Origin of the sequence: Amycolatopsis sp. NPDC049159 (assembly GCF_040648295.1) — a bacterium.
In the GTDB taxonomy this organism is placed as follows: domain Bacteria; phylum Actinomycetota; class Actinomycetes; order Mycobacteriales; family Pseudonocardiaceae; genus Amycolatopsis; species Amycolatopsis pretoriensis_A.
In genome coordinates, this window is record NZ_JBEZDL010000023.1 from 159,783 (window position 1) to 179,133 (window position 19,351).

20 protein-coding genes are annotated in these 19,351 nt (G+C 71.1%); 17 read left to right on the plus strand and 3 right to left on the minus strand.

From position 1 onward, the window contains the following. The first annotated feature begins 46 nt into the window (after positions 1–46). Positions 47–751, plus strand: a complete 705-nt coding sequence (locus AB0B33_RS36735; protein ID WP_360780582.1) for a DUF4142 domain-containing protein — start codon at positions 47–49, stop codon at positions 749–751. Positions 752–755: 4 nt separating this feature from the next. On the opposite strand, the gene AB0B33_RS36740 is transcribed toward AB0B33_RS36735, so the two are convergent. Then, the gene (locus tag AB0B33_RS36740; protein ID WP_360780585.1) at positions 756–2,549 is read right to left on the minus strand and encodes a helix-turn-helix domain-containing protein; all 1,794 of its coding nucleotides are present in this window, start codon (positions 2,547–2,549) and stop codon (positions 756–758) included. A gap of 138 nt (positions 2,550–2,687) precedes the next feature. Here AB0B33_RS36740 and AB0B33_RS36745 point away from each other — a divergent pair, with 138 nt between their 5' ends. The 10 genes from AB0B33_RS36745 (at position 2,688) to AB0B33_RS36790 (ending at position 12,206) form a co-directional block, all read left to right on the plus strand. Beyond that, entirely contained in the window at positions 2,688–2,927 is a 240-nt protein-coding gene (locus AB0B33_RS36745; protein ID WP_247023779.1) for a hypothetical protein, read from the plus strand. A gap of 106 nt (positions 2,928–3,033) precedes the next feature. Further along, the gene (locus AB0B33_RS36750; RefSeq protein ID WP_247023778.1) at positions 3,034–4,686 is read left to right on the plus strand and encodes a methane monooxygenase; all 1,653 of its coding nucleotides are present in this window, start codon (positions 3,034–3,036) and stop codon (positions 4,684–4,686) included. Between the two features lie 85 nt (positions 4,687–4,771). Next, complete coding sequence (locus AB0B33_RS36755; protein WP_360780589.1) at positions 4,772–5,800, plus strand: 2Fe-2S iron-sulfur cluster binding domain-containing protein; 1,029 nt, start codon at positions 4,772–4,774, stop codon at positions 5,798–5,800. A gap of 7 nt (positions 5,801–5,807) precedes the next feature. Then, positions 5,808–6,977: a toluene hydroxylase gene (locus tag AB0B33_RS36760; RefSeq protein ID WP_247023776.1), complete on the plus strand. Its 1,170-nt coding sequence runs from the start codon at positions 5,808–5,810 to the stop codon at positions 6,975–6,977. After that, positions 6,974–7,345 (plus strand): propane 2-monooxygenase effector subunit MimD, encoded by a 372-nt coding sequence (gene mimD, locus AB0B33_RS36765; RefSeq protein ID WP_247023775.1) that lies wholly within the window; start codon positions 6,974–6,976, stop codon positions 7,343–7,345. The genes AB0B33_RS36760 and mimD overlap by 4 nt, the downstream gene beginning before the upstream one ends. Before the next feature lie 102 nt (positions 7,346–7,447). Continuing rightward, entirely contained in the window at positions 7,448–8,485 is a 1,038-nt protein-coding gene (locus AB0B33_RS36770) for an amidohydrolase family protein (protein ID WP_360780593.1), read from the plus strand. Beyond that, entirely contained in the window at positions 8,482–9,180 is a 699-nt protein-coding gene (locus tag AB0B33_RS36775; RefSeq protein WP_360780595.1) for an iron-sulfur cluster assembly protein, read from the plus strand. Before AB0B33_RS36770 ends, AB0B33_RS36775 begins: the two co-directional genes overlap by 4 nt. Beyond that, a complete protein-coding gene (locus AB0B33_RS36780; protein WP_360780598.1) occupies positions 9,177–10,202 on the plus strand; it encodes an NAD(P)-dependent alcohol dehydrogenase in 1,026 nt (341 codons plus the stop codon). Before AB0B33_RS36775 ends, AB0B33_RS36780 begins: the two co-directional genes overlap by 4 nt. Before the next feature lie 10 nt (positions 10,203–10,212). Beyond that, entirely contained in the window at positions 10,213–11,904 is a 1,692-nt protein-coding gene (gene groL, locus AB0B33_RS36785; protein WP_360780601.1) for a chaperonin GroEL, read from the plus strand. Positions 11,905–12,017: 113 nt separating this feature from the next. Next, a complete protein-coding gene (locus AB0B33_RS36790; protein ID WP_247023770.1) occupies positions 12,018–12,206 on the plus strand; it encodes a hypothetical protein in 189 nt (62 codons plus the stop codon). A 17-nt stretch (positions 12,207–12,223) separates the two neighbouring features. On the opposite strand, the gene AB0B33_RS36795 is transcribed toward AB0B33_RS36790, so the two are convergent. Next, a complete protein-coding gene (locus tag AB0B33_RS36795; RefSeq protein ID WP_360780605.1) occupies positions 12,224–12,823 on the minus strand; it encodes a hypothetical protein in 600 nt (199 codons plus the stop codon). A gap of 136 nt (positions 12,824–12,959) precedes the next feature. Here AB0B33_RS36795 and AB0B33_RS36800 point away from each other — a divergent pair, with 136 nt between their 5' ends. The 5 genes from AB0B33_RS36800 (at position 12,960) to AB0B33_RS36820 (ending at position 17,184) form a co-directional block, all read left to right on the plus strand. After that, positions 12,960–13,616, plus strand: a complete 657-nt coding sequence (locus tag AB0B33_RS36800; protein WP_360780609.1) for a GNAT family N-acetyltransferase — start codon at positions 12,960–12,962, stop codon at positions 13,614–13,616. Next, a complete protein-coding gene (locus AB0B33_RS36805) occupies positions 13,558–14,070 on the plus strand; it encodes a TetR/AcrR family transcriptional regulator (protein WP_360780673.1) in 513 nt (170 codons plus the stop codon). Before AB0B33_RS36800 ends, AB0B33_RS36805 begins: the two co-directional genes overlap by 59 nt. A gap of 1 nt (position 14,071) precedes the next feature. Further along, the gene (locus tag AB0B33_RS36810) at positions 14,072–14,605 is read left to right on the plus strand and encodes a GNAT family N-acetyltransferase (RefSeq protein ID WP_360780612.1); all 534 of its coding nucleotides are present in this window, start codon (positions 14,072–14,074) and stop codon (positions 14,603–14,605) included. Between the two features lie 127 nt (positions 14,606–14,732). Further along, entirely contained in the window at positions 14,733–15,974 is a 1,242-nt protein-coding gene (locus tag AB0B33_RS36815; RefSeq protein ID WP_360780615.1) for a glycosyltransferase, read from the plus strand. Then, the gene (locus tag AB0B33_RS36820) at positions 15,967–17,184 is read left to right on the plus strand and encodes an MFS transporter (protein WP_360780618.1); all 1,218 of its coding nucleotides are present in this window, start codon (positions 15,967–15,969) and stop codon (positions 17,182–17,184) included. Before AB0B33_RS36815 ends, AB0B33_RS36820 begins: the two co-directional genes overlap by 8 nt. 15 nt (positions 17,185–17,199) lie before the next feature. Here the strand turns inward: AB0B33_RS36820 and AB0B33_RS36825 are convergent, their stop codons facing one another. Continuing rightward, positions 17,200–18,342 carry an epoxide hydrolase family protein gene (locus AB0B33_RS36825; protein WP_360780621.1) on the minus strand — a complete coding sequence of 381 codons (1,143 nt, stop codon included), beginning with the start codon at positions 18,340–18,342 and terminating at the stop codon, positions 17,200–17,202. Positions 18,343–18,404: 62 nt separating this feature from the next. Between AB0B33_RS36825 and AB0B33_RS36830 the strand changes: the two genes are divergently transcribed. Then, positions 18,405–19,349 (plus strand): YafY family protein, encoded by a 945-nt coding sequence (locus tag AB0B33_RS36830; RefSeq protein ID WP_360780624.1) that lies wholly within the window; start codon positions 18,405–18,407, stop codon positions 19,347–19,349. Positions 19,350–19,351: the final 2 nt, after the last annotated feature.

The following is a 19,351-nucleotide window of genomic DNA, read 5'->3' on the forward strand; positions in this document are numbered from 1 at the left end:
CGGGACGCCCGGTCCGCTTCGGCGTGCGTCCACAATGGATTTCTGGATGCCGGATCACCGTGGCATGACGGCCAAGGTCAGGGTCCGGACCATCCTGGTCGTCGTGGCCACCCTGGCCGTGGTCGGCGTGGGCTCGGTCATGGTGTTCAAGGCGAGCGCCCAGACCGCGCCCGGCTCGACCCAGGCGCAGGTCCCGGCGTACGGGCACGACATGCCCGGCATGCAGAGGGGGTCCGCCGCCGAGGGCGCGGGTGACGTCGCGGGCGCCGGGCCGGTCACCGAGCTCGACAAGACGTTCCTGGTCAAGGTCCGCCAGGCCGGGCTCTGGGAGATGCCCGCGGGGGAGCTCGCGCAGACCCACGCGAGCAGCGACGCGGTCAAGCGCGCCGGCCTGCACCTGCTGGACGGCCATTCGCACCTCGACCAGCTGGTGCGCGAGGACGCGAAGATGCTCGGCGTCCGGCTGCCGGACCAGGCCAGTGCCGAACAGCAGGGCTGGGTCCGCCGGCTCACCGCCGCGCAGGGCCTCGAGTTCGACAAGCTGTTCGCGAACCTCCTGCGCGCGTCCCACGGCAAGATCTTCGCGACCATCGCCGAGGTCCGCGCGGGCACGCGCAACGACGTCATCCGGCGGCACGCGACCGAGGCGAACCAGACGGTCCTCGACCACATGACCGTCCTGGAGGACACCGGCCTGGTCGACCCGAAGACGATCGACGACGTCGCCAAGGCGGTGAACCCGCCGAAGTGACCCCTCAGCGGGCCGGGGGCACGATCCCGTACTCGTGGATCTTGCGGTAGATCGTCGCCCGCGAGATGCCCAGCAGCTTCGCCGCCCGGACCTTGTTGCCGTCCGCGTCCTCCAGGCACCGCACGATCGCGTCGCGCTCGATCGACTCGAACCGGTTGAGCGGGCGGCGGGCGACCGCGTGGAACTCCGCCGGGAGGTCGCCGGGCCGGATCGTGCCCGCGCGGCGGCGCTGGGCCACCTTGCGCAGCACCGCGTACAGCTGCCCGGTGTTGCCCGGCCACTCCGCCCGCATCAGCAGGTGCAGGGCCGCCGCCGAGCAGGTGAGCCGCCCGCCGTAGCCGAGCTTGCTCAGGACGAGGGGCACCAGCTCCGCCAGGTCCTCGACGTGGTGGCGCAGCGGCGGCACCCGGACCGTCCGCGGGAACGCCTTGAGCAGCTCGGCCAGCGCCGGCTCGGTCTCGGCCTCGGGGACCAGCGTGACGACGACCCAGGGCGCGGCGGGGTCGTCGCGCAGCCGGCGCAGGACGGCCGCGAGCGCGTTGGCCGCCGGGGCCGCCAGCCGGTCGGCGTGGCGGACGACCAGCGTGCGGATCGGGGCTTCGGCGTGCTCGCGCAGCAGGGCGTCGGGGTCCAGCGCGCCGGCCGCGTCGACGGCGACCAGGCGGGCCGCCGGGTGGTGGCGCTGGTGCAGGCCCTTCGCCAGGGTCAGCTTCCCGGTGCCCGCCTCGCCCTCGAGCGCGACCCACTCGCCGCGCTGGTGGCCGGCGTCGAGCTCGTGCCCGCAGCGCAGCCACAGCGGGGCCGAGCCGACCACGCCCGGCAGGTACATCGGCACCATCGGCATCGCCGCGGCCAGGGTCTCTTCCGCTTCGATCAGCTTCACCGACAGGACGCCGCCCGCGGTGTCGGTCTCGCGCTGGCCGGGGACGCGGCGGCAGAACACCCGGACCCGCAGGCCGCTGGAGAGCGACAGCGTCGCCGGGGTCCGCCGCCCGTCGGCCAGCGCTTCGGTGGCGTGGCCGAGCAGCACCGACTGGTCGGCCGGGTCGAGCAGCTGCCGGGCCCGGTCGTTCATCATCACGATGTCGTCGTTGAACGCCAGCACGATGCCCGTCCACCGGCGGCACGTCTGCAGGTAGGCCTGGAAGAGGATCATCTCCCGCAGGTCGCTGTGGCGCAGCAGCGCCTGGCGGATCTGCTCGGCCGTCGAGCGGGCCAGCGCGATGAGCAGGCCGCCCGCGTCCTTGTGCCAGCAGGTGAGGTCGACCGCGCCGATCTTCTTGCCGGAGATCGGGTGGTGGATCGGCACGCCCGCGCACGCGAGGTTCTCCAGGTGCTCGGCGTAGTGCTCGTGGCCGAACACCGTGGTCGCGCGGCCGTCCTCCAGCGCGGTGCCGATGCCGTTGGTCCCCACCGACTGCTCGCCGTAGCTGAACCCCGGCACGAGCTCGACGCGCTCGAGGTGCCGCCGCAGGTCGGCGTCGCCGGTCCGCTGGGTGAGCACGACGCCGGCCGGGTCGGTGAGGATGAGGCTGATCGGCTGGCCGTCGAACTGCTCGCCGAGCTTGTGCAGCACCGGCTCCGCGCCGCGCATCAGCGGGATGTCGAGGTTGCGGTCGCCGAGGTAGTGCGGGTCGATCCGGTCGGCCTCGACGCGGAACTCCCGCGAGCGCCGCCACGAGGCGAGGATCGTCTGCCGCACGGTGCCGGGCGGCACCGCTTCGGCGGTCAGGAAACGCACCCGGGTGCGGGCGAGCTCGTCGTCGGCGAGCAGGGTTCCGGGCGCGATCTCGTCCACGTGACCTCCAGCTTCCCGCGGCCCACGTGGGTGCGGGCACACCCGTTGTGCCGCCCGTCCAGCCTAAGCGCCTCCCGCGCCCGGCGGTGTCTCAAATTGAGACGCTCCGCACCGGCGGGGCGGCGGTGCCATGGGGGCATGGCCGCCGAGACGTACAACCCCTGGACGATCGTCAACCTGGTCTTCACCCACCTGGCCGAGGCGGGCCTGCACCCGACCCTCGGCGGGCGAGGCCACCCCGGAGAACCCGCCGCCGCGCTGCTGCGCGCGCTCGGCATCGTCCCGACCGTCGAGGGCGACGCGCGCGTGCAGGCCGGCGTCCACGACGAGCTCGCCGCACTGCGCGCCCAGGTGCTCGGCGCCGGCGAAACGCCCTGAGCAGCGGTTCTGTCTCAGATTGAGACCCGCGTCACCCACGAGTGCCCCGTTGAATGGTGAACGCAGGACGCCCTGGGCGGCGAGCTCAGGAGACAAGGAGTGATCCATGAGTCGCCAGAGTGTGGCGAAAGCCCACCAGAAGATCCAGGAATTGTCGTGGGAACCGGCCTACCACACCCCGGTTTCGCACTACGGCACCGACTACACCTTCCAGAAGGCCAAGAAGAAGGACCCGTTGAAGCAGGTCCTCCGCTCGTACTTCCCGATGCAGGAGGAAAAGGACCACCGGGTCTACGGCGCCGAAGACGGCGCGATCCGCGGCAACATGTTCCGCCAGGTCCAGGAACGCTGGCTGGAGTGGCAGAAGCTGTTCCTCTCCATCATCCCGCTGCCCGAGATCTCGGCCGCGCGGGCGATGCCGCTGCTGTTCCGCACGGTCCCGAACCCGGAACTGCACAACGGGCAGGCGATCCAGATGATCGACGAGGTCCGCCACTCGACGATCCAGCAGAACCTCAAGCGCCTGTACATGCAGAACTACATCGACCCGGCGGGCTTCAACTCGAGCCTGCGCAACTTCCAGAACGACTACTGCGGCACCATCGGCCGCCAGTTCGCCGAAGGCTTCATCACCGGTGACGCCATCACCGCGGCGAGCATCTACCTGACCATCGTCGCCGAAACCGCGTTCACGAACACCCTGTTCGTCGCGATGCCGGCCGAAGCCGCGGCCAACGGCGACTACCTGCTGCCGACCGTCTTCCACTCGGTGCAGTCCGACGAATCCCGCCACATCAGCAACGGCTACGCCACCCTGCTGATGGCCCTGTCCGACGAAAGCAACCACCAGCTGCTCGAACGCGACCTGCGCTACGCGTGGTGGAACAACCACGCCGTCGTCGACGCCGCGATCGGCACGTTCATCGAATACGGCACCAAGGACCGCCGCAAGGACCGCGAAAGCTACGCGGAAATGTGGCGCCGGTGGATCTACGACGACTACTACCGCTCGTACCTGGTCCCGCTCGAGAAGTACGGGCTCGTCATCCCGCACGACCTCATCGAAGAGGCGTGGAACCGGATCTGGAACAAGGGCTACGTCCACGAAGTCGCGCAGTTCTTCGCCACCGGGTGGCTCGCCAACTACTGGCGCATCGACCCGATGACCGACGAGGACTTCGAGTGGTTCGAGTACAAGTACCCGGGCTGGTACGACAAGTACGGCAAGTGGTGGGAGAACTACAGCCGCCTCGCGACGCCGAACGGGCACCACCCGATCGTCGCCGAAGACGTCGACTACGTGTACCCGCACCGCTGCTGGACCTGCATGGTGCCGTGCCTCATCCGTGAGGACATGGTCGTCGACGAGGTCGACGGGCAGCACCGCACGTACTGCTCGGAGACGTGCCGCTGGACCGACGCCGAGGCGTTCCGGCCCACCTACCAGGGCCGCAACACCCCGAACATGGGCCAGCTGGTCGGCGCCCGCGAGTGGGAGACGCTCTACCACGGCTGGAACTGGGCCGACGTCGTCTCCGACATGGGCTTCGTGCGCGACGACGGCAAGACCATGGTCGCGCAGCCGCACCTCGACCTCGACCCCAAGAAGATGTGGACGCTCGACCACCTGCGCCGGATGCCCGAGGTGCAGTCGCCGAACGTGCTGCTCAACCAGATGACCGACGAGCAGCGCGCCGCCTTCGTGGCCGACTACAACCGCCAGGGCCCGGCCGGCCGCCCGGCGCCCCAGACGGCCTGACGCGACCGACCGGGGCGGCACTTTCACGTGAAAGTGCCGCCCCCAGGTGGGCACTTTCACGTGAAAGTGCCGGATTGGGGCTGGGATGGCGGAAAAGCACCGCGTCCGGTTCGAGCCGGTGGGGATCGAGATCGACGTCGCCGAGGACACCACGATCCTGCGCGCCGCGGCCGAGCAGGGCGTCATGCTCATGCACGGCTGCAAGGAAGGGCAGTGCGCGGCGTGCAAGTCGTTCATCCTCGACGGCGACGACGTCGAACACGACCGGTACTCGACCTTCGCGCTCCCCGACTACGAAAAGGAGGAAGGCTTCACGCTGCTGTGCCGGGCCCACGCCTACGAAGACCTGACGATCGAGCTGCTCAACTACGACGAGGAGATGATCCAGTCCGGGCTGCCGATCCAGGAGACGACCGTCGAGGTCGTCGCGAACGAGCACGTCACGCACGACCTCCGGCACCTGGTGGTGCGGCTGGCCGAGGAACTGAAGTTCTTCCCCGGCCAGTACCTGGACTTCGCGGTCCCGGGCACCGAGGAGACGCGCTCGTTCTCGATGGCCAACACCTCGGCGCGCGACGGGCTGCTGGAGTTCGTCATCAAGATCTACCCCGACGGGCTGTTTTCCCGGTTCCTCGACGCCGACGTCGCGGTCGGCGACCGGCTCCGGGTGACCGGCCCGTTCGGGGTGTTCACCCTCCGGGACAACCCGGGCAAGGACCTCGTCTTCGTCGGCGGCGGCGCCGGGATGGCGCCGATCCTGGCGCTGCTGCGGTCCATGGCCGAGCGCGGTCTCGACCGGAAGGCGGTCTTCTACTACGGCGCCCGCCGCCGCCACGACCTCTGCTTCGAGGCCGAGCTGCGGGAACTGGAGGAGAAACTGCCGGACTTCCGTTACGTACCGGCGCTTTCCGAGCCGGGCGACGACGACTGGACCGGCGAGACCGGCTTCGTCACCGACGTCCTGCGCCGGGCCGGCGTCGACCTCACCGGAGCCGACGCCTACGTCTGCGGGCCCCCGCCGATGGTGGAAGCCGCACTGGAACTGCTGCCCGCGCTCGGCGTCGCCGACAAGCGCGTCTTCTACGACAAGTTCACCACCACGGGCGAAGGGTAAGGAACCCATGACAGCCACCTCCGAACGCAGCGTGCCGAAGCCGGCGTTCACCGACGCCGAAGCGGGCGCGAAGGTCTTCCCGGACTCCACCGCCCGCCAGTACAACTACTTCACCCCGGCCAAGCGCAAGCAGAGCCACTACGAAGACGTCACCGTCGAGGTCCAGCCCGACCCGCGGCACTACCTGTCCCAGGGCTGGCTCTACGCCTTCGCCGACGGCAAGGGCGGCTACCCGCTCGAGTGGACCGCGCTGAAGGCGTGGGGTTCGGACCGGCCGCTGCCCGAACGCGGCCCGGGCTCCGGCGGCAAGGGCTACGACTGGCCGGCCCACGGCTGGCACGAGTTCCGCGACCCGAACGAGGAGTGGGAGCTCACCCTCTACCGCTACAACGCCAACGTCGTGCGCCAGCTCAACCAGAACATCGACGCCGCGCGCCAGGCCAAGGCGTTCGAGCAGTGGAACCGCAACTGGGTCGAGTTCGTCGCCAAGCACGTCGGCGCGTGGATGCACGTCGACCACGGTCTCGGCCTCTACTTGTTCGCCAACGCCAACCGCCGCGCGCCGACCAACATGCACAACAACGCGATCTCGGTGAACAGCATGCACCGGATCCGCGCGGCGCAGGACCTGGCGCTGTACAACCTGACCCTCACCGAAGAGGTCGAGGGCTTCGACGGCACCGCTCACCTGGCGACCTGGAACGAGGACCCGGCGTGGCAGGGCGTGCGGGACTGCGCCGAGCAGCTGACCGGGATCTGGGACTGGTGCGAGGCGATCTTCGCCGCGAACGTCGTCTTCGAGCCCCTCGTCGGCGAGCTGTTCCGCAGCAACCTGGTGCAGCAGGCCGCGCCGGCCAACGGCGACTTCGTCACCCCGACACTGATCGGCGCCGAGGAGTTCGACTTCTCCGAACGCGACCTCCGCTACACGAAGCCGATGTTCCACCTGCTGGTCAACGACAAGGAGTTCGCCGACCACAACAAGGCGCTGCTGCAGAAGTGGCTCGAGGACTGGGTGCCGCGCTGCATCGCGGCGGCCCGCGCGCTGCAGCCGCTGTGGTCGCAGCCCGACGCCAAGCCGATCCGGTTCGAGGACGGCCTCGACCGCGTGAAGAGCCGGTTCGCCGGAATCCTGTCCGAATTGGGCCTCAAAGCACCGGAGGAGCTGGGCCAGTGACCATCTTCAAGACGGCGGAAAGCCCGTTCAAGGCCGACAACACCGCGTCGAACATGTGTGGCTTCACCCTGATGAACAACCAGGTCGGCGCGATCATCGCCGAGGTCATGAGCACGAAGGACAACGTGACCGTGACCCCGCTGCCCTCGATGATCCGCGTCGACGCGAAGGGCCGGACGGACCTGGTCTACGCCGAGGTCGACGAGGCCGCCGGCGAGGAAGAGGGCTGGTTCAACGCGGCCGAGTTCGAGGAAAGCATGTCCACGCACTACGGGCGGATGATCCACGAGGACGACCGCACGATCATGTTCGCCAACCCCGAGGACGCGGCCGAGTACCTCGATTTCGATCTGAAGGTCATCAAGTAACCAGCATCGAAGGTCTTAGGGGGCTCCGGGTGGCGGAGCCCCCGGCCCGAGGCGAAGCCTCGGCTGTCACAGCAGCACTCGATCCGCTCAGGAGGATCAACCATGTACGAAAAAGACGGCGAAAAGTACTTCGTGGTGGACGCCCACACCCACTTCTGGGACGCGAGCCCGGACAACTGGGTCAAGGGGCAGGAGGAATACGCCAAGGGCTGGATCGAGTGCTTCCACGCCTACCAGGGCCTCGGCCCGAAGGAGACGCACTGGCCGATCGACCGCTTCCAGAAGTACTCCGAAGAACTGATGATGCACGACCTGTTCGAGGCCGGGCACGTCGACACCGCCATCTTCCAGCCGACGAACCTGCGGCAGTGGTACAAGAACGGCTTCAACACGACCGAGGCCGACGCGGCGCTGGCCGAAAAGCACCCCGGGAAGTTCCTCGTCAACACGACCTTCGACCCGCGTGAAGGCGACGAGGGGCTGAAGGCGTTCTCCGAGCGCGTCAAGCGCTACGGCTGCAAGGGCGTCAAGCTCTACACGGCCGAGTGGCGCGGGGACTCCCGCGGCTGGAGCCTGAAGGACCCGGAAGCCGCGCGCTACCTCGAAAAGTGCGAGGAGCTCGGCGTCAAGAACGTCCACATCCACAAGGGACCGACGATCTGGCCGCTGGACAAGGACGCGTTCGACGTGTCCGATGTGGACCACGTGGCGACGGACTTCCAGGGTCTCAACTTCATCGTCGAGCACGTCGGCCTGCCGCGCATCGAGGACTTCTGCTTCATGGCCACGCAGGAGCGCAACGTCTACGCGGGGCTGGCCGTGGTCGTCGGCGGCCTGATGCACGCCCGGCCCAAGTTCTTCGCGAAGGTCATGGGCGAGCTGATGTTCTGGCTCGGCGAGGACAAGCTGGTCTTCGGCGCGGACTACGCGATCTGGGAACCGAAGTGGCAGGTCGAGGGCTTCGTCGACTGGACCATGCCCGGTGACGACGACCTGTCGGACTTCCCGCCGCTGACCGTCGACCAGAAGAAGAAGATCCTCGGGCTGAACGCCGCGCGGCTCTACGACATCGACGTGCCCGCGGAACTGCGGCTCAAGGACCCGGAGTCCGTCGAGCCGGTCGGCGTGCCGAACTCATGACCACCCTGGTGCTCGGTGCCCGCGCCGCCGTGTGGGCGGCGCTGGGCACCGTCCGCGATCCCGAGCTGGACGAACCCCTCACCGACCTCGGCTTCGTCGCCCGCTGCGAGGTGGACGACGAGGGCCGCGCCGTCATCCGGCTGCGGCTGCCGACCTACTTCTGCGCGCCCAACTTCGCGTTCCTGATGGTGGCGGACGCCTACGACGCCGTGGCCGGGGTACCGGGCCTGGCCGGGCTCGACATCCGGCTCGACGACCACTTCGCCGCCGACGTCATCAACCGCGGGGTGGCGGCGCGGCAGGGGTTCGTCGCGTCGTTCGAGGGCGAGGCCGTCGACGAGCTCGACACGCTCCGGTACGACTTCGTCCGCAAGGCCGTGCTCGCCGGCACCGACCGCGTCTGCCGGACCCTGTCCGGGCGAGACCCGACCGCGCTGACGTTGGGCGAAGTCCCGCCGGGGCCGGACCTCGACCGGTTGCGCGCCCGCCGCCGTGAGCTGGGCCTGCCCGCCGCCGACGACGACCCGCTGCTGCTCGACCCGGCCACGGGTGCGGCGGTCGCCCCCGCCGACGCGAAGCGTCACCTGGCCATCGCGCGGCTGACCCGCACGAGCATGGAGGCCAATTCCGGGGTGTGCCGCGGCATGTTGCGCGCGCGGTACTCCCTGACCAGCGAAGAGGAGGGCACGGGATGAAGGCCGTGCGGCTGCGGAAGTACCACCAGCACCCGGTGATCGAAGACGTCCCGGAGCCGCGCGCCACCGGACCCTTCGACGTCGTGGTCAAGATCGGCGGCGCCGGCGTGTGCCGCACCGACCTGCACATCATCGAGGAGCAGTGGGCCCAGAAGTCCGGCGTCGCGCTGCCGTACACGATCGGCCACGAGAACGCGGGCTGGGTGCACGAGGTGGGGCCGGCGGTGTCCAATGTCGAGGTCGGCGACACGGTCATCCTGCACCCGACCCCGACGTGCGGGCTGTGCCACGCCTGCCGCGCGGGCGACGACATGCACTGTCCCAACGGGAGCTTCCCGGGCATCGACTCCGACGGCGGGATGGCGGAGTACCTGCTGACGTCGGCGCGGGCGTGCATCAAGCTCGACCCCTCGACGCAGCCGGAAGACGTCGCCGCGCTGGCCGACGCGGGCATCACCGCCTACCACGCGGTGCGCAAGTCCGTGCCGCTGCTGTACCCGGGCACCACCTGCGTCGTCAACGGCGCCGGGGGCCTCGGGCACATCGGCATCCAGTCGCTCAAGGCGCTCACCGCGACCCGCGTGGTCGTGGTGGACCGCAACGCCGACGCCCTCGAGCTGGCCTCGACGCTGGGTGCCGACGAAACCGTGCTGGCCGACGGGAAGCAGGTCGACGCGGTGCTCGACCTGACCGGTGGCAACGGTGCCGAGGTCGTGCTCGACTTCGTCGCCGAGCAGGGTGCCCAGCAGGACGCGTTCGCGATGACGCGGCGCGCCGGGTCGCACTTCGTCATCGGCTACGGCAGCAACATCGACGTCCCGACGATCGACATCATCTCGACCGAGCGCAACGTCGTCGGCAACCTGGTCGGCACCTACAATGACCTGGTGGAGCTGATGGTGCTGGCCCAGGCCGGGAAGGTCACGTTGCACACCAGGAAGTACCCGCTGGACGCGGCTCTCGACGCGCTGGCCGACCTCGACGCCGGCCGCGTGCGCGGCCGCGCGATCCTCACCCCCTAGGAGCAGGCACATGGCGAAGGAACTGCGGTTCGGCTCGGACGCCCGCGACCTGCTGCTGGCGGGTGTGGACAAGCTGGCCGAAGCGGTCAAGTCCACGTTGGGTCCCAAGGGCCGCAACGTGATCATCGAGAAGATCACCGGCTCGCCGGTGGTCACCAACGACGGAGTCACCATCGCGCGCGAGATCCACCTGAAGAACCAGTTCGAGAACATGGGCGCGCAGCTGGTCAAGGAAGCGGCGATCAAGACCAACGACGTCGTCGGCGACGGCACCACCACGGCCACCGTGCTCGCCCAGGCGATCGTCCACGAAGGCATGCGGGCGATCTCCGGCGGCGGCAACCCGGTGCTCGTCAAGCGCGGCATCGACCACGCCGTCGGCCTGCTGGTGACGCACCTGGAGAAGCAGGCGCACCCGGTGGTGTCCGAAGCGGACTACGCGCGGGTGGCGGCGATCTCGGCCAACGACGACGACGCCGTCGGCGCGGTGATCGCCAAGGCGCTGCACACCGTCGGCGACGGCGGGGTGGTGACGGTCGAGGAGTCGCCGTCGATCGGGATGGGCGTCGACTTCGTCGAAGGGTTCGAGTTCGACAACGGCTACCTCTCGCCCTACCTGGTCACCGACCCGGGCCGGCTGGAGGCGGTGCTCGACGACCCGTACATCCTGATGTGCGCGGAGAAGATCACCAAGGTGCAGCAGCTGATGCCGTTGCTGGACAAGGTGATGCGCGCGCCGCGGCCGCTGGTGGTGATCGGGGAGACGGTCGAAGGCACGGCGTTGTCCATGCTGGTGCACAACCACATGAACGGCACGTTCCAGTCGGTCGCGATCCGCGCACCGGGCTTCGGCGACCGGCGGCTGCACAAGCTGGAGGACCTGGCCGCGATCGTCGGCGGCGCGGTCCTTTCGCGACAGTCCGGGTTCTCGATGGAAACGATGACCCTGGAGCACCTCGGCCGGGCGAAGCAGGTCCGCGTCACGGAGAACCGCACGACGATCGTGGGCGGCGCGGGGTCGGCGGCCGCGGTGGACTTCCGGGTCGGCCAGCTGCGGGCGGAGCTGGAACGCGCCCAGTTCGGTGTCGACGAGGACGTCCTGACCGAGCGCATCGGCGCCCTGACCGGCAAGGTCGCGGTGGTCCACGTCGGCGCGGCGACCCCGGCGGAGCTCAAGGAGCTGCAGCACCGCGTCGAGGACGCCCTGTCGGCCACCCGGGCGGCGATGGCCGAGGGCATCGTGGCCGGCGGGGGAGCGGCGCTGCTGCACGCGGAGAAGGCCCTGGAGGGCCTCGGTCTCGAAGGCGACCAGGCGATCGGCGTGGAGATCGTCCGGCGGGCGCTGGCGGAACCGGCGTACCTGATCGCGCACAACGCGGGCCACCCGGCCCACGAGATCGTGGCGCGCACCAGGGAACTGGGCGACGACGAAGGCTTCGACGCCCTGCACGACCGGTACGGCGACATGATCGCGATGGGCGTCGTGGACCCGCTGCGGGTGTGCCGCTCGGCGGTGCAGAACGGCGCTTCGGTGGCGGGGCTGCTGCTGACGACGAACTCGCTGATCGCGGAGGAACAGACGCCGTGGGGCGGCAGCGCGGCGTTGATGACCGAGTTCGGCCCGCTGGACGGGGGCCTGCACCAGCCGTCGCCCGACGCGAGCACCCCGCAGTCCCTCGGGATGGGCCCCTCCGTCGGCTGAGCCATCGCCCGTTCGGCCGACGGAGAACGGAGGTCCCCCCACCGGCGTCCTGAGCCGCCGTGGGGGGACCTCTCCCCGTGCGCGGGGCGGCGAACGGTGCCACCCTGGAGATCATGACGCACTACGTTCTCGCGCAGACGCTGGCGACGGTCGGGGAGTTCGAGGCCAAGGGGTTCCTCGGCACGGTCGGCAAGATCGCCGCGGCCACGGTGATCTTCTTCGTCGCGATCGGCCTGGTCGTCGGCCTGCTCCTGGGCTTCTTCATCGGCCGCTCGGTCGGCCGCCGGCAGGGCCCGCGCTGACCCGGCCCGGCCCGGCCTCAGGGAGCGAGGCCGTGCCGGGCCAGTTCGCGGCCGGCGAGTTCCTCGATGACGTCGCGGTCCCGCTCCCGCCAGCCGGTGGCCGGCGCGGTCCCGGAAGCCAGGCGCCGCAACGGTTGCGTCACCAGTGCCCGCAGGGCGAGCAGGTCGAGCCCTTCGTCCCCGAGCGCCCGCAGCTGTGCGGCGGCCGTCGCGCGGCGGGCGAAGTGCCAGCGCAGCGGGAGCCAGGTCACGAGGAGCGTCAGCACCGGCAGCACGACGATGATCGCGGCCAGCCACCACGCCAGGTCCGCCACGCCTTCGATCTGCCAGCGGCCCGCGTCGGCGAGCTGGTTGCCGACGTTCGAGCCGCCGTGCAGTGCGTTCGCCAGCGCGTCGCCGACCAGGGGGATGCCGCCGGCGGAGTTCGCGGCGCCGTCGAACGTGCCGCGCAGGCCCGTGCCCGCGTTCACGAGGCCGTCGCCCGGGGCGCGCAGCTTCATCACCTGGTCGTACACCGAAGTCGCCAGCCACACCGCGAAGACGACGAGCAGCAGGGCGAGCAGGTCGCTGACGAGCTGGGCGGTGCGGCGGATCGGCCGTTCGGCGTAGAGCTGCATCGAAGGCGCCTTTCGCGGTGGGGGAGCGCGGCCACGGCAACGTACCCGGGGGCCGTTCCGGTGAACCGCGCGGTCCGGGCCGGGCTATGACACCGGTCATAGTGTGTCGGCCGGCACGGTGTGCTCTCATGGCACTATGACCACCGTCATAGAGATCCGCGAAGCGGGCGAGGCCGATCGCGAGTGCGTCGGCGCGCTGGTCGCGGCCTGCTCGCCCGCCGGTCTCCGGCGCCGCTTCGGCATGGGAGGCCCCGCCGAGCCGGCCGAGGTCTTCCGGCGCTACCAGCGCTTCCTGCTCGCGGGACCGCCCGACGGCGTCGCGCTCCTCGCGTTCCGGGCCGGCACCCCCGCCGGCCTGCTCAACTTCGTCTCGGAAACCCCGGGCGACGGCGAAATCGGCATCCTGGTCGCCGACGCCTGGCAGCGGCAGGGGATCGGCACCGCGCTGAGCCGGTGGCTGTGGACGGCCGGGCGCTGGCCGGGGTGGACCGTCCGGGCCACCGTCCAGGCCGGGAACGCCGGCGCCGAAGCGCTGCTCCTGCGCCAGGGCTTCCGGCCGGTGCCCACGTACGAGCGGGGCGAGCGCGACTTCACGCTCGTCGTGCCCGCCTGGGCTACCATGACGGACGTCATGAAGGAGGCAGCCGATGACGAGGACGCCGCGCGAGCGGATGGTGCTCAGCGCCGCGCACCTGGTGCGGATCCACGGTGTCGGGGCGACCGGCATGCGGGACGTGGCCGTCCACGCCGAAGCCCCGCGGGGGTCCCTGCAGCACTACTTCCCGGGCGGTAAGGACCAGCTGATCGGCGAAGCCGTCGCGTGGGCGGGCGACTACGCCGCCCGGCGGGTGGCGCGCCTGGTCACCAAGATCGAGGACCCGACCCCCGGCAAGCTCTTCGCGGCGATGGCGGGCCAGTGGCGCGACCAGTTCACCGGCGACGGCTTCGACGCGGGCTGCCCCCTCGTCGCGACGGTCGCCGACACGGCGGCCACCAGCGACGCCCTGCGCGACGCGGTGGGCAAGGCCTTCGACGGCTGGCAGCGCCCGGTCGCCACGGCCCTCGAGCAGCTGGGCGTCCCGCCGGCCCGCAGCGCGTCCCTGGCGGTCCTGATGATCAGCACCCTGGAGGGCGCGATCGTCCTGGCCCGGGCCCACCGCGACGTCGCGCCCCTGGAAACGGTGGTGGCGGAACTGCGCCCGCTCCTGGACGGCGCGGTCGACCGGCGGCGCCGCCGCGAAATCTGACGTGGTCACGTACGAGCCGATGCCGTCCCACCTGGAGACGGAGCGGCTGCTCCTGCGGCCGTGGACCGGTTCGGACGCCGAAGACCTCCGCGCCCTGCACGCCGAACGCGGCAAGGGGACGCCCGCGATCGAGGACATCCGCGTACTCGTCGCGAAGCTGGCGGAGCCGGCCGGGATCGCGTTGCTGCCCATCCGACGTCGCCTCGAAGGCGACTTCATCGGCTACTGCGGGCTGATCACCGGCCGTTCCACCCTCGAGGAGCCGGAAATCGCGTACGAGCTGTTCCGCCGCGCGCACGGGCGCGGCTACGCGACCGAGGCGGCCGCCGCGGTGCTCGAAGCCGCGGCGGCGACCGGGCGGAACCGGCTCTGGGCGACCGTGGGCGAGGGGAACGCCCCGTCGTTGCGCGTGCTGGACAAGCTCGGGTTCGAGCGGCACCACGTGTCCACTGAGGACAGTGGAACGGTGGTCTGGCTGACCCGCTCGCTCCCGGGAGGGCAATTTCTACCACGTGGAAGACAAGAGCATTCTTGAAGACGCTTACTCGCGTCCGCGGTGCCACTCTCGCATTCGGGGTCGCCCGTCCGGGGGAGCAGCCGGGGTGACCCGGAAATCGTGTACCCCGTGATGTTCGCTCGACCCTACTGAGAGGTTGGTGACCATGAGTTCGGACGGGGATCGCCCGCGGGTGTCCGTGGTCATACCCACGTACAACCGGTGCGAGATGCTGCGCACCACTCTCGAGCACCTGACGCGCCAGCAGCTCCCGCCCGGCGAGTTCGAGGTGATCGTCGCGGACGACGGTTCCTCCGACGCCACGAAGGAAGTCGTCGAATCCTTCGCGGGCCGGCTGCGGGTGAAGTACCACTTCCAGGAGGACCTCGGGTTCCGCGCCGGCGCCGCGCGCAACGCCGGGGCGCGGTCGGCGGCCGCACCGCTGCTGGTCTTCCTGGACACCGGGCCGCTGTTCGGCACCGACTTCCTGCTCCGCCACCTCGCGGCCCACGCCGACGAAACCGAGCGCCGGGCGGTCATCGGCTACGCCTACGGGTACAAGCCGGAAAAGGACATGTCCTGGATCACCGGCGTCGTGGCGCAGGTGGGTCCGGAAGAGACGGTCGCGCGCCACGCCCACGACCCGGAGTTCCAGGACGTCCGGCACCCGTACCTGGCCGACATCGTCTCCGGTCTGGACCACCTGCCCTGGCGGCTCTTCTTCACCATCAACTGCTCGGTCCGCACGGACGACTTCTGGGCCGTCGGGGGCTTCGACGAGGAGTTCCACGGCTGGGGCGCGGAGGACACCGAGCTCGCGTTCCGGCTGTCCCGCCACGGCGTGCGGTTCACCGTCGCCGAGGACGCCTGGGTGGTCGACCTGCCGCACGACCGGGAGCAGTTCGACCTGTGGGAGCAGCTCGCCCGGAACATGCTCCACTTCCTGGCCAAGCACCGCGAGCCCGCCATCGAGATCGGCCTGGCGCTTGCCATCCGGCACCTCTTCTGGAGCTACGAAGAGGACTACCGCGCCCTGCTGGCGTGGCAGGAGCAGGCGCGCGACACGGACGTGGCGGCCGAGCTGACCGCGGCCGTACGGCGCGTCCCCGCGGGCGCGAAGATCGCGATCCTCGGCTCCGGCGGGGAAATCCCGGCGGCCGTCCCGCCCGCGATCCTGCTGGACTTCGACGCCGAACTGGTGGCGCGGGCGGCCGCGGCGGGCGGGCACGTCGGGCACCACACCATGGGCCTGCGCACGCCGCTGGCCGACCAGTCCGTGGACACGGTGATCGTCACGTCCCGGTTCGCCGGCCTGTGGGAGCGGTGGCAGGACGAGCTGCTGACCGAAGCCCGCCGCATCGGGCGGGAAGTCGTCGTCCCGGCCGGCTTCGGCGCCGAGCATGACTGAGCAGGTCGCCGAGCGGAGCGGCACCGTCGCCGTGGCTCGGGCCCGGTGGGCCGTGCTCGCCGTGTTCTTCGTCAACGGCACGGTGTTCTCCACCTTCGTCAGCCGCGTGCCGTCGCTGAAGCTCGACCTCGGGCTCAGTGACGGCACGCTCGGCGCCATCCTGACGTTGTTCGGCCTGGCGGCGCTGCTCACCATGCAGTTCGCCGGCCCGCTGGTGGGCCGGTTCGGCAGCGCCCGCGTGATCCGGCTGGCCGTGGTCGTGTCGCCGTTCCTGCTGGCCGGGATCGGTCTCGCGGGCGACGCCGTCCAGCTCGGCGGCGCGGTGCTGCTGCTCGGCATGATGCACGGCACGCTCGACGTCGCCATGAACGCGCACGCGGTCGTGGTGGAACGGGAGAGCGGCCGGTCGGTGATGAGCAGCTGCCACGCGGCCTGGAGCATCAGTGCCGTCGCCGCGTCGCTGGTGGGCGCCGGGTTCACCCGGGCGGGCAGCTCGGCCGCCGAGCACTACCTGTGGGTCGGCGCCGTGCTCGTCGTCGCCGGCCTGGCGGCCACGGCCGGACTGCTGCCGCCGTCGGCCGACCGCGTCGAGGAGACCGGTGGTGGCGGCACAAAGCGGGCGAGCTGGCGATCCGGCTGGACCCGGCGGGTGTGCGTGTTCGGGGCGATGGGGTTCACCGCGATGATCCTCGAAGCCATGGTGATCAGCTGGAGCGGCGTCTTCCTGCACGACGCCCGCGGCGCCACCCTCGCCGCGGCGGCACTGGGCTTCACGGCGTTCTCCGCCTGCCAAGCCGCGGGCCGGCTCGTCGGCGACCGGCTGACCGAACGCCACGGCGCACCGGCGCTGTTCCGCGTCGGCGGCGTCATCGCGGCGGTCGGGCTCGCCGTCGTCGTGCTGAGCCCGTCGTGGGTGGCCGGCATCGCGGGATTCGCGCTGCTGGGCCTCGGCGGCTCGGTCCTGCTGCCCCTGATCTTCAGCGCGGTCGGCCACGCCGGCGGCGCGGGCGCAGGGGCGGCGACGTTCCTGTCCCGGTTCACCACGTTCACCTACGCGGGCGGCCTGATCGGCCCGGCGCTCATCGGGTGGTTCGCGGAAGCCACCAGCCTCACGTGGACGCTGGCCGGGCTGCTCCCGTTGCTGGGCGCGGTGGTGCTGAACGCCAGGGTGATGGCCGGCCAGGAGCGGAAGGCGCCCCTGGCCGGCTGAGCGGGCCCGCGACCGTCAGGACCGGAGGCCGAGGTCGCGGAAGAACTCCCGGATGTCGCGCACCAGCACGTCCGGCGCCTGCAGGGACGCGAAGTGCCCGCCGTCGTCGTACTCCGTCCACCGCGTCACCGTGTTGGACAGCTCGGCCAGGCCCCGCAGCGCGTGGTCGCCGCGGAAGTTCGCGACCGCCGTCGGGACGCCGGACGGTGGCGGGCGCTCGCCCCAGCCGTCCTGGGCCGCCTCCAGGTAGAGGCGCGCCGCCGAGCCCGCGGTGCCGGTGAGCCAGAAGATCGTCACGTCGGTCAGGATCGCGTCCCGGGAGACCGGCGCCTGCCGCGTGGCGGCCGGGTCCCAGTCCACGAACCACTCCAGGTTCCACGCGAGCTGCCCGGCGGGGGAGTCGTTCAACGCGTAGGCCAGCGTCTGCGGGCGGGTGGCCATCTGCGTGGCGTACCCCGAGTGGGCGTACCACCAGGCTTCGTTCTCCCGCGCCCGCTTCCGGTCCTCTTCGGACAGTCGCTCGAGGTCGCCCGGCGCGGTCGGCACCCCGGCGTTCGCGACGGCGTTGACGTGCACCCCGATCACCGACTCCGGCGCGACCCGGCCCAGCTCGGGCGAGACGATGCTGCCGAAGTCGCCGCCCTGGGCGCCGTAGCGCTCGTAGCCGAGCCGCCGCATCAGCTCGGCCCACGCCCGCGCCGTCCGGCGCGTGTTCCAGCCCGGCTCGCCGGTCGGGCCGGAGAACGCGAACCCGGGGACCGAAGGCGCGACGACGTGGAACGCGTCCGCCGGGTCGCCGCCGTGGGCCCGCGGGTCGGTGAGCGGACCGAGGACGTCGAGGAAGTCCGCGACGGTGCTCGGCCAGCCGTGGGTCATGATCAGCGGCGTCGCGCCGGGCTCGGGCGAGCGGACGTGGAGGAAGTGCACGCGCTGGCCGTCGATCGTGGTCGTGAACTGCGGGAACGCGTTGAGCCGCGCTTCCTGCGCCCGCCAGTCGAAGCCGGTGCGCCAGTACTCGGCGAGCTCGCGCAGGTGGGGTTCGCTGACGCCGTACGCCCAGCCGGCGCCGGGCAGCTCGCCCGGCCAGCGGGTGCGGGCGAGGCGGTGGTGCAGCTCGTCGAGGCCGGCCTGCGGGACGTCGATGCGGAAGGGATCCATGAGCGCACCTTCTCGTCCGTGTAGGACAGGAACGGTCCTCATCATCGGGCACACTTCGCACCATGCGCGAAACCCCCGGCCGCCTGCTGCGGTTGCTGTCGCTGCTCCAGATGCACCGCGACTGGTCCGGCACCGACCTGGCCGAACGCCTCGGCGTGACGACCCGGACGATCCGCCGCGACGTCGGCCGCCTGCGCGAACTGGGCTACCCGGTCCACGCGGCGCTGGGCCCGATCGGCGGCTACCGCCTGGGCGCCGGCGCGGAACTGCCACCCCTGCTGCTCGACGACGACGAAGCGGTCGCGGTGGTGGTCGGCCTGCACGCGGGCGGCGTCTCGGGGCTGGAAGAGGTGTCGCTGCGGGCGCTGACGAAGGTCGAGCAGGTCCTGCCGTCCCGGCTGCGCCACCGCGTGGCCGCACTGGAAGCGAGCGTGCTGGCCCTCCCGGCCCGCGGCCCGGCGGTGGCGGCGGAGGTCCTGACGGCGGTCTCGTCGGCGATCCGCGCGGCGGAGACGCTGCGCTTCGACTACGTGAGCCACGACGGCCGCGAGTCCCGCCGCACGGTGGAGCCGCACCGCCTGGTCTCGTGGGGCCGCCGCTGGTACCTGGTCGGCTGGGACACCGACCGCGCGGACTGGCGGACGTTCCGCACGGACCGGCTGGCTCTTCGCACGCCCAACGGACCTCGCTTCGGCCACCGCGAACCGCCGGACGGCGACCTGACGGCGTACCTGAAGCGCACGATGGGCCGGGAGATGTGGCCGTTGCGCGCGCGGCTGAAGGTCCACGCGCCGGCGTCGGAGCTGGCGGGGCGGGTGGAGGGGGAGCTGACGCCGATCGACGAGCGGACGTGCCGGTGGGAGCTGGCCTCGGAGTCGTGGGACGTCGTGGCGTTCGTGGTGGGGATGCTGGACGTGCCGTTCGAGGTGGAGTCACCCCCTGAGCTGGCGGAGCGCCTCCGGGCGCTTTCGGCGAGGTACGCCGCGGCCACCTCGTGGACACCCTAGCG